The sequence below is a fragment of the Bacteroides sp. 1_1_14 genome (assembly GCF_000162515.1).
GTDB lineage: Bacteria > Bacteroidota > Bacteroidia > Bacteroidales > Bacteroidaceae > Bacteroides > Bacteroides thetaiotaomicron.
The window spans coordinates 462,851-473,691 of the sequence record NZ_GG774707.1 but is presented as its reverse complement, the minus strand read 5'-3'; the positions used below and the strand labels follow the sequence as shown (position 1 = coordinate 473,691).

The following is a 10,841-nucleotide window of genomic DNA, read 5'->3' as shown; positions in this document are numbered from 1 at the left end:
TGAAATGCTGCCCCTCGACTTGCATGTGTTAAGCCTGTAGCTAGCGTTCATCCTGAGCCAGGATCAAACTCTTCATTGTAAAAGTATTGTTAGTCAGCATAAAGCTGATCTTTGCTCTGTTCAGGATGCCGTACAATTTATTGACTTCATTAATACCTTGCGTCTCACACATATTAATATATATAAGACAAGTATTGACGGTTCTATTTTTTTCTTGTACTACTTGTATTGTTTATCAATATTTCAAAGAACTAACGTGACTTCTGTCGCGCTGCTTTCTTAGCGAAAGCGGATGCAAAGATAAGAACTTTTTCAGATAACCTCCAAACTTTTTTCGAAGTTTTTTTGTTTTTATTTTCTGAAGCCTTAAACTTTAGCAGAATGTCAATTGTTAGGCTGTCCCTCTCTTGGAAAGCGGGTGCAAAAGTACGAGGTTTTGCTATACAATCCAAATATATCTGACTATTTTCTACCACTTTTTTGAAACTTTTCTGTAACCACCTGATTGACAATGATATTGTAGAGTATCTTTTTCTACTGTAATTGTAAAAGCTATTTTCTTTATACATTAATATATATTCACGCGTGAGTAAAGGATTGAATAGATAAAAATCACGACTACAAAATTAATATCGATGAATCAGTGAGCGTTAATAATATACAAACTTGCGGAAAAAGCTTGCCATTTACAAACGTATGGAATAAAAAAGATAAAAAAAAATGGAAGAATATGTTTAAGTTTTATTATATCGAATTGCCGGAACAGTGTAACAAAACAAAGATTCCGCCACCTTTCTTGCCAAGAAAAACAACGGAACCTGGTTATCATTTGAATTTCTGAATTTTATGGATGGAGTAAATCTTTCTTTATTTCTTTAAAATAGGGATTCCAACTACTGCTACTATATGCCGAAATCGCAGCCTCTGGCACAAATAGTGTACTTATTGATTTTAGAGAAGAATCAAAAGCAGCCGTACCAAGTGTAGGTGGAGTACTTCCCAAACAGTAAACTTGGCTCATTTTCGTACATAAGTGGAATGCATTTGTTTCAATGGATGTTAATGAAGCCGGGAAAAAAGATCCCACTAACGCAGAACAACCTGAAAAAGCAAACTCACCAATTGTTTCTACTACATTCGGATAATAGAAGGTAGTTATACCACTACATCCGTAATATGTATTCCTGAGTATATTTTTCACCTGTGTACGTTGCATATTAATACTTTCCATGTTCTTACAATCCGTAAATACACCTGCTCCTAAAGTTTGCAGTGCATTGGGGAGTGCTGCTCTATCTATATAAGCATCTTCGTAAGGGAAAAACTCTGACTTAAGTAAAGTGCAATAAGAGAAAGCTCTTACTTGTATCTCAGTGATATTATGATGTAATGTCACATACTGCAAATTCGCACATTCATCAAATAGATTATTCCTGAGTACTGTTACTTCTGTAGGAATAGTAATAGCCTTTAATGAACGGCATCTTAAAAATGCAGCCTCCCCTATCTAAGTGATACCATTATGCCATGTGACGCGCTCCAGATTCTGACATTCCTGAAAAGCATAGTCAGGGATATCTGTTACTGTCGTAGGTATATTGATAGATACGACTCCACAACGAGAAAAGGTTGAGACATATAATTTCTTCAAACCCTCATGCAAAGTGATCGTACTTAAGTTCGTACAGTTTTCAAACACCCAACCTTCATACTGTGACGTAGATACTTCTGTATTTTTGCCCAAATCTGTTACACTACCTGGAATATCTATCGATGTCAGTGAAATACAATTATTGAAGGCTTGTCTACGAATCTCTTTCAATCCGTCGTGCAATTTCACTTCCACCAAACCGCGGCATTGTTCGAATGCCCATTCACCTATGATTTCCACATTCTCAGTATCAATACTTGTCAATGCTCTGCAATTAGTGAAAGCTGCATAACCGATAGTTTTCATAGATAAAGGCAGTCTGACTGCTTTCAATGAAGTGTTTGGTGTATCACCACCGAAACGTAATGCACGATCCGGCAGTTCAGTCAAGTCGGTCATCGAAATATCCAGCACTTCAAGTGCAGTTAATGATTCTCTGATATATTTAAAATCTTCTACCGTAATAGAGCCCTTTAGGGCCAGTCTTTTCACAGATGTATCCAATCCTTTGATACTTAAATCACCTCCGGTACATGCCACTATCTCACCATCAAAATATTTCACTTCTCTCGAAACTGATATTGTACCATCATTAGCGTCAGTCACTGTCACCGTCAATAGAGCTGTATCCGACAGTTTGACATTTGCCGGAGGGGTAATAGTAATCTTTGCACTTCCCGGAGTATATGTTCCGTCTGTGCCGGTGAAAGTCGGTTCCGTTACTGCTACTTTCCATGTATCTACCGCACCACGACTTTTAATAATCCAGTCTGCTTCATTACCATTCGTAATAGTAGCAACAATGGATTTATAATCTTCCTCTTTCATAGTAGAAGCAAAAGTGACATCTATAGAATTGTCTGAAGGCGATGCATAGAACAAATCGCTGCCACCAATACCCACAGCGAGGCCGTCAACTAGCATCGGAAGCGTGAATTCCTTTCCATTTGCTAATGTGAAGATCACTTTGCCGTCTTCTATTTTCACACCGTCTTTTTTGAAAACAGAATCCCCCTGCTCACCTTGCGGACCTTTCTCCCCGTCTTTCCCAGCGGAACCGGTATCTCCCTTTTCACCGGTGGCAGCCACTTTATTACTATTACTGTCCAGTAACCATTCATCATCTACTTTCCAGTACAGTTTGCCTTCAAACGTATCTACACTGATAACGGGAGAATGACCGGGCTCACCATCCTTACCAGGCTCACCATTGTTTCCAGGTTCACCATCGTTTCCATTTTCTCCATCTTTACCGGTAGTAGGTATTTTATTGTTATCAGCATCAGTCAACCATGCAGAATCGGCATCACCGAGCTTTATAGTCCAATAATATATACCGTCGGTATCTTTCTCCGCACCAATAAGAGGGGTGATGCCGTCGACACCGTTTATACCGTCAGCACCGTTCTTACCATCCTTGCCGTGATAGATGGTGATGGGCTTGCTTTTAGTGAAAGTGATAGTGTAACCCACTTCTACTGATCCTTCTACAATAGGAGTAACTCCGGTCACATAGTCATTCTGTTCCAATGCTGAAACCAGTCCCTGCAAGGCGCTGATCTGTGTATTGGTAGTGCTGCACCATGATTCCAGTTTTTCTACTCTCGATTTAAGGTCGTTCACATCGTTGCGCAAAGCAGTGTCGTCATAGTCATCTCCGCAACTGAAAAATGTTGTTGCCAAGAGGAGTGACATACCTAAATGTTTTAATTTTCCCATATTCTCTAGTTATTAATTAATAATGTAAATCGCTATCAGATCCCTAAGAAAAAAGAAGTGTTATAAATGCAATGATTATTTTAAGTTCGAAGTTATACAACCATTTCCCATTCATGCTTGAAATAGGTAAGTATGGTTCCGGGACTAAGATACTCACGACCGGGTGCCCGTGTCCGGCTGCGAAATCGGTAATGGGCGTGTATCACAAGGCAGGTCAGCCGGTAATTAAAATATTTATGGCAACGGTGTTGAAGATAGTCGAACAGACGGCAGATGCGCGTAAAGAAACTGAAGACTTCATTATAAGGAATAGTATGACGTTTATGATTACCTTTTTCGGCTTCTTCCAGTTCGTGAAGGGCATAGATGAGCTGATCAATATCATCTTTGGTATTTTGCATGGTACGGTTAAGACGTTCCTGTCTGATTGCCTGCATGGAAAGCTGCTCCTGTTTGTGCTTAAGACGCTCTTTTATGAATTTATTTTTTTGCTTCATTATACTTAAGTTGTCCGTTTGTATAGGCGAAAATTACTTCGTAAGTAACAGAAACTTGTTTTATGACAGAACAGAGCGCAGTTCTACCATAATTCTGATTATCAACAGATTATTTAAGTCAAGAAAGACAAATAGCAGTGTATTCCGCTTTATTCATTTCAAAGTGGGAAGAAAAAGTTATATGCGTTTTCATAACTCTTGCAACTAGTATGTAGCCCTATCCTTGTTTTTTGCCTTGTGTCGAAACTTTTTTAGTGATCTAATGAAAATAACTTTGTAAATAATATATTTTTTATTAAAATTCTTATATCTTTGCAGCATCGATAACTCTCTGTTACTTACGAAGTAACAGCATCTTAAGCTTCATTCCACATTCTCTTTTCCCCTGTGATTATGTAATTATTAACGACTATATTTGCCCGATTAAGTTCCTCCCCTTCAAAACTCTTGAGATACGTCCGTGTGACTTCAAGTGAAGAATGTCCCAGTCCTTCGGAAATCACCTCTTCGGGAACCTGGCAATATTTGGCAAGTGTAGCCCAAGTGTGGCGTGCCGTGTAGGAACTGACTTTTACCTCCTCCATTCCCATCAGTCCGGGTAGTCTCGAAAGGTTGAAGTTCAGCTTACGCAAGCAACGGCGATAATCATCAAAAGCTTCTCTATCGGAAGAAGTGGGAGTAAGGATATCCAACAGATAGGGCGAAGATTCTTCCCGGCTCCTATAACGTTCGATAAGCTGACGTGCCTGCGGCATAAGCTTGACACAAAGTTCAGTACCCGTCTTTTGGCGTCGGCATATCAGCAGGTCCCCTTTCAAATCCACTTTGCGCAAGTGAGCAAGGTCTACAAAAGGCATCCCTTGCAGCAACAGCATCAATCGCATTGTGTCCTGCGCCCGGTACACCTCCGGAGGGAGTACAGGACTGGAGAGTCTGCCGGAAGAATACTTTCCGTCAACAACATCACCCAGCAACCGGCTCGTCTGCCCGGCAGTTAATGCCAATTTATGTTCGGAAGATACCCCTGTTTTGAGATTGACAAACAGGCGACATTCTCCCGCCACAACCCCACGATCTACCGCACGGTTATAAATAGCACGCAGCGCACGGATATAAGTAGAAGTTGTGTTATAACTCTTCTGCTCTTTCTCCAGATAATATTGAAATTTACACAAGCTTCTTCGGTTCAGTCCTCCCCAAAATATTTTGCCACCACCTACAGAAGCGGTGAATGCCTGCAAGGCATAGTGATAGATATAGGCCGTCGCAAAACGGTTCTCTTGCCGCAACTCGCCAATAACTTCGTAAACAAAGTCTGTAAAGCTATGCTGTTTCATATAATCCTTTCTTTTTAAGTTCATAATTGAGATTCTTTTTTCGCCATAAACTATATAAAATGAACTACCCTACACAATGTTCAACCGATTTTTTTGTCGAAATAAAAAGGAATGTACTCTCCTTACCCTTATTACCAATGCGGTGCTTCACGGTTTTTCCACACCTGCAAACGATTTTTACCTTTGCAGCGTTTTAATAAAACATATGTGTAAGGTGATGAAATATTCTCTCTACAAAGCGGATGCTGAGGAAGAAAACGAAGATTCTCCGAAACTTGACGAGAAACCCGGAGGGGGTAGCACCAATGAATACACGGCGACGTAACAAAAAGAAACGCTACTACGGATATTAGGAGAACTGAAACTGTTATTTCCACAGGCGAAAATCGTAGGGCATTATCAGTTAAGTGCGGATGTCTGAATCAAGTGTCCGGAGGTTGCGAGGAAGGAGTATGAATGGTTGTAGGGGGGAGATAAAAAAAATGTGCTGCTTCAGGGCGGCACACTTTCTTTTTATTCTGACTTTATTCTTACCATCCGGTTCCATCCCATCCGGCAGCAGTGTACCATGACAAAGTACGATAGAAAGTATTCATAGTAGAATTGCTTGCGCCAGTAGGTATATATGTAGAGAGTCCTTCCGAACCTTCCATAGTAAACATTCTATGAATGATACCGGAATAGTTTTTGAGAGTTGTTTTCCTATATACAACAGCTGCTTCAAAGGCTGTATACCAAGACCGATAATCCGTATTATCTACTCCACCTGTCAAATTTCGGATCAGTTTTTCAAAATCATAATTAGCGTCATCGTTAAAATCATAAGCTAGTATATCACTACGGTCTACTTCCCTTTTCTCTTGAATATATTTAGGAATGATTGTCTTGGTTGCTGCTGCCAAATTATCCAAAGCCGCACTCTTTATCACAGAAGTAGCAACTCCTCCCGTCCAATTCTCATTACTAACAGGAGCAACCCCTGTATAAGATTTTTCATAATATCCATAATACGCCTCTGCTATATTCGTCGCCAAATTTGTTTCAGTAAACATTTCCGGTACTACTGCCTTATAAGGTGCACCCGGTCCCGGAATCTCCGTAGGAGAACCAATAAAATATTCGGCACAGTCACGAAGTTCATAGGCGACTTCCACAGATTGCATATTACATGAGTCAAACAATATGAATTTTAATGGTTTTGGAAAAGCAGAGGACAATGCTTCACGGAAATCCGGTATATTCATCTGAGTCCTACGATAATATCCGATGGAGCGAGAGTTCGCATTATTACTGGCCGGCACCCATGAAGAGCTATGAGACAAAAATACAAACCCATAACTATCTGCCGGGAAATAACTAACTGTTTGGGAAATAACACTGGCCATAACTTCCTTATCCAGCGGATTTTGTTCATCATAAGTAAAAAGAGTATCGGCCACTACTTTACCATTCTTCTGTTTCAATGAAATCAAGTGAGGAACGTCATTTACCATCTCACTATAAACAACCAAATTACACTTGGAATAATCAACCTCTTCCATACCCACCTTCATATCGCTAAAGTTGACTTTAAAAAGGCTTGATAACTCACTGACTCCATTATCCCCCACGATATAAACCAACACTGTACGTCCTACCTGCTCACGTGGTTCGGGTCCTTCAGGACCTTCGTTTTCATTATTCTCACAAGCTGCAAACAACGCAGCCAAACCCATGAGAAGGGATAATATTTTAATCTTTTTCATTAGATTACCAATTAGTTACGGCTGCAAAGATAAAAAAATAAGAGATGCAAACCTGCATCTCCTATCATATTAACAATTAATCTTTTACTCTTCCGGTTTTATAAAGTGGAATTTATCAGTATCAATCCGTGTTACTGTGGTATTCCTGTTCCTTTTATATTTACTCAGAATCTTCGTTGCCTCTTTCTCCAGTTTTTTCCTGTTTTCTGAGAAATAGATCATACAGGTACTATTCTGTTGCAGTCCGTTATCTTCCACATAATTCTTCAGCTGATAGCTGTACAGATCACGATGAGTCAGAAAACCTTCCTTGCTAACCTTTGCGCTATCCAATATTTGAATATCCGTAAAATACACGACTGTATCCGTAAAGGAAGCGGCAATTCCGAAGGCATAAACTGTTTTTGAGTGGTCTTTCTTTAAAGAGAAAGCCGAGCACATTGTCAACACAAGTGCCATTGCAAATAGTATTTTTACGTATTTCATATCATAAATTTTTAATTGTGGCAAAGGTAACAAAAAAGAGGAAATATCATCTATTTATCATTAAGATTTAGTATTTCTATTCATATATCCATAGCAACACAGGCTTCTTCTCGACTTTCAGCAGTGCATCGACCTTCCGCATCGCGTCATCACAGATCACAGGACATCCCTGGCTAATCCCCAATGGAAGATGCATGGGGTATATCTCCAAAGTCGGTACCGGAGTATACGAATGGAGCACAATGTAACGCTTGAAAGCATTGCTGTTGGTCGATTCCAATCCATGCAGTTTATAATGTACATTAATCCCCCATTTACTATACGAACGGATTCCTACCTTATACTTCCCCAAAGAAGAGCAATAGCTGCCTTCCACATTACTATATACCGGTTTCTTCGGCGTGCTCTCCTTACCATATCCATGAGCACACAGACTTGAATATTTGATGGAATCGCCTTTGAAATCCCAGACAAAGAAACGTTTTTTGCCGGAAGGAATGCTGAAATCTACCAGAAAGCAATAATTCGTATTAAACCCTTTCTCTACGCAATAGGTTTTCGCTGCAAGGGCTTTTTCCCGTAAGGGTTGTTCGGCTTTGGCTACGATGCCAATGTTCAGACCAACAAGCGTGAATAATATCAGAGCAGACTTCTTCATAAAATTGTGCATAGTATAGTATTGACGAATAACGGCTAAATAAAAGTCGCATAAGTACATTCTTCAGATGATTACTCCAAGAAGTGCAACTTATGCGACCCTAATTCTTTTTTTTCAGAAACTGATATTCCTCACTTATCCCAAGTAGGATTTGAGCAATTTACTACGATTACTTTGTCTTAGTCTTCTAATTGCTTTTCTTTAATCTGACGAACGCGCTCACGTGTGAGGCCAAACTTATCGCCGATTTCTTCCAATGTCATTTCTTGTTGTCCGATACCGAAAAACATCTGTATGATTTCTTTTTCGCGTTCGGTTAACGTAGAAAGAGCTCTATCAATTTCCCTCGCAAGAGACTCATTAACCAGAGAGCGGTCCGCCATAGGCGAATCGTCGTTTACCAACACATCCAACAGGCTGTTGTCTTCTCCTTCCACGAAAGGCGCATCCACCGAAATATGACGGCCGGATACCTTCAGTGTATCAGATATCTTGTCAACCGGAATTTCCAGTTCATCTGCCAACTCTTCGGGAGACGGACGCCGCTCGTTTTCCTGTTCGAACTTTGAGAAGGCTTTGCTGATCTTATTCAGCGAACCTACCTGATTCAACGGGAGACGAACAATACGCGACTGCTCTGCCAATGCTTGCAGAATAGACTGGCGAATCCACCATACGGCGTAGCTGATAAACTTGAATCCACGTGTTTCATCAAACTTTTCGGCGGCCTTGATCAGTCCTAAATTGCCTTCATTAATCAAGTCAGGCAAACTCAAACCCTGGTTCTGGTACTGCTTGGCCACAGATACGACGAAACGAAGATTGGCACGTGTCAATTTTTCCAATGCTACACGGTCACCCTTACGAATGCGCTGAGCGAGTTCCACTTCTTCCTCGACTGTTATCAGGTCCTCACGGCCGATTTCCTGCAAATACTTGTCAAGAGAAGCGCTCTCTCTGTTAGTGATACTTTTGGTAATCTTTAGTTGTCTCATTCTTTAAAAACAGATTTGGAGTGCAAAGTTACGACAAATAATTTGTTAACATACATATTTAGGCAACTTTTTCACTATATTTTCAACTAATAAAACAAAAAAGAATGCCGACAAGTTGTATGACGGCATCCTTTTTCTATTTCATTAGCTTATCCTACAATCTTCTTACCTTAATTTATAACTCATTCCTGAGTCAGGTCTACTGCAAAGTATCCGCGCTTGCCGGACGGGAATACGCCGGTCAGGAACAATACCTGATTCGGAGACTTAACAGCGGCTTTCATCACTTCTTCCAGATCACTTACTTTGCGCATCGGCTGGTCGTTAGCTTTCAGGATGATGAAACCTTTGCGAACTCCTGCATCTGACATCTTACCGGAAGAAACGCCTGTCACTTGCAGACCATAGCCGAGATTCAGCTGTTTCTTCAAGTCATCCGGCAGTTCTTTGAATGCAGCACCCAGAATTTCCATACCAGCTTCCTTCACGATCTTGGTAGTACCCTGTTCGTTCTTCAGCGTCACTTCTACTGACTTTTCTTTCTTGTCACGAACTAGTTTCACAGTTACCTTATCGCCCGGACGGTGTTTAGCCAATGCTTCCTGCAAGTCGGCAAAGTTATGTACTTTCTTGTTATCTAAACCGACAATTACGTCATCCACCTTGATATCAGCACCGGCAGCCGAACCGTTATCAACGATTTCGCGTACCCATACGCCGTCTACCACGCCAAATTCTTTCGCTTTATCACGCAGTGTAGTACCGGACTTATCGATAGGACTCTGATCTTCCATGATGCTGCTGCCCAAAGAAGCTCCCTTGATGCCAAGGAGGGCACGCTGTACTGTTCCGTATTGTTTCAGGTCGGCAACTACCTTAGTCATAATGCTGGTAGGGATAGCAAAGCCGTATCCGGCGTATGCTCCCGTAGGTGAAGACAACACGGAGTTAATACCTACCAGTTCGCCTTTCGCATTCACCAGTGCACCACCACTATTTCCCTGGTTGATGGCGGCATCTGTCTGGATGAAAGATTCAATACCGCCATTGTATACTCCCAAAGTACGGGCTTTGGCACTTACGATACCTGCTGTCACTGTAGAGTTCAGATTGAAGGGGTTTCCTACGGCGAGTACCCACTCTCCTACTTTCAGTGTTTCGGAATCTCCAACCGGAATAGTAGGCAGATCATCATCAGACTCAATCTTGATCAAAGCAAGGTCTGTGCTCGGGTCAGTACCGATCACACGTCCTCTGAACTCACGGTTATCATTCAGCTTCACACTGATCTCATCGGCACCTTCAATTACGTGATTGTTGGTTACGATATATCCGTCTTTGGAAATGATGACTCCGGAACCAAAACCAACACGAGGCTGGGATTGTACCTGACGCTGCTGTCCGCGTCCGTCTCCAAAGAAGAAATCAAAAATATCCGGCGCTTGCTGAACGGTTCTTGTTTTAGCTTCCTGAGTAGACTTTATATGTACGACAGCATGAAGCGAATTCTCCGCAGCTTGTGTCAAGTCAACCGGTTGAGCGTTTACCGCGTCAAAAGCAGCCAATTTGACATTGGGATTCTGCTGGAACATCTCATTAAAAGATGTCTCTTTGGCAGCATCATTGGATTGCAACAATTTGTAAGTTGTCAATCCTGCAACTCCTGAGCTAAGAAGAATAATAGCTCCTACTCCCAGAATGTTCTTTGTTGTCTGTTTCATGATTTATAATTCTTTAAAATGTTAATATTCGA

At 41.1% G+C, this 10,841-nt stretch carries 8 protein-coding genes, 1 rRNA gene and 1 pseudogene; all 10 read right to left on the bottom strand.

The window, feature by feature from the left end:
- Window positions 1-79, bottom strand: a 16S ribosomal RNA gene (locus tag HMPREF9007_RS0125260); the annotation flags it as partial.
- A 765-nt stretch (window positions 80-844) separates the two neighbouring features.
- The gene (locus HMPREF9007_RS27795) at window positions 845-1,507 is read right to left on the bottom strand and encodes a leucine-rich repeat domain-containing protein (protein WP_225651617.1); all 663 of its coding nucleotides are present in this window, start codon (window positions 1,505-1,507) and stop codon (window positions 845-847) included.
- Window positions 1,508-3,370, bottom strand: a complete 1,863-nt coding sequence (locus tag HMPREF9007_RS08145) for a leucine-rich repeat protein (protein ID WP_225651615.1) — start codon at window positions 3,368-3,370, stop codon at window positions 1,508-1,510.
- A 92-nt stretch (window positions 3,371-3,462) separates the two neighbouring features.
- Complete coding sequence (locus tag HMPREF9007_RS08150; protein ID WP_008762464.1) at window positions 3,463-3,867, bottom strand: hypothetical protein; 405 nt, start codon at window positions 3,865-3,867, stop codon at window positions 3,463-3,465.
- A gap of 356 nt (window positions 3,868-4,223) precedes the next feature.
- On the bottom strand, window positions 4,224-5,204 hold the full coding sequence (locus HMPREF9007_RS08155; RefSeq protein ID WP_008762463.1) for a site-specific integrase: 981 nt from the start codon (window positions 5,202-5,204) through the stop codon (window positions 4,224-4,226).
- A gap of 530 nt (window positions 5,205-5,734) precedes the next feature.
- A complete protein-coding gene (locus HMPREF9007_RS08160) occupies window positions 5,735-6,949 on the bottom strand; it encodes a clostripain-related cysteine peptidase (RefSeq protein WP_032850549.1) in 1,215 nt (404 codons plus the stop codon).
- Window positions 6,950-7,033: 84 nt separating this feature from the next.
- Complete coding sequence (locus tag HMPREF9007_RS08165) at window positions 7,034-7,435, bottom strand: hypothetical protein (RefSeq protein WP_008762460.1); 402 nt, start codon at window positions 7,433-7,435, stop codon at window positions 7,034-7,036.
- A 76-nt stretch (window positions 7,436-7,511) separates the two neighbouring features.
- Window positions 7,512-8,093, bottom strand: a complete 582-nt coding sequence (locus HMPREF9007_RS08170; protein ID WP_032813748.1) for a murein L,D-transpeptidase catalytic domain-containing protein — start codon at window positions 8,091-8,093, stop codon at window positions 7,512-7,514.
- Between the two features lie 135 nt (window positions 8,094-8,228).
- Window positions 8,229-9,088, bottom strand: a pseudogene (locus HMPREF9007_RS08175) (RNA polymerase sigma factor RpoD/SigA).
- A 182-nt stretch (window positions 9,089-9,270) separates the two neighbouring features.
- Complete coding sequence (locus tag HMPREF9007_RS08180) at window positions 9,271-10,809, bottom strand: trypsin-like peptidase domain-containing protein (protein ID WP_008762458.1); 1,539 nt, start codon at window positions 10,807-10,809, stop codon at window positions 9,271-9,273.
- Window positions 10,810-10,841: the final 32 nt, after the last annotated feature.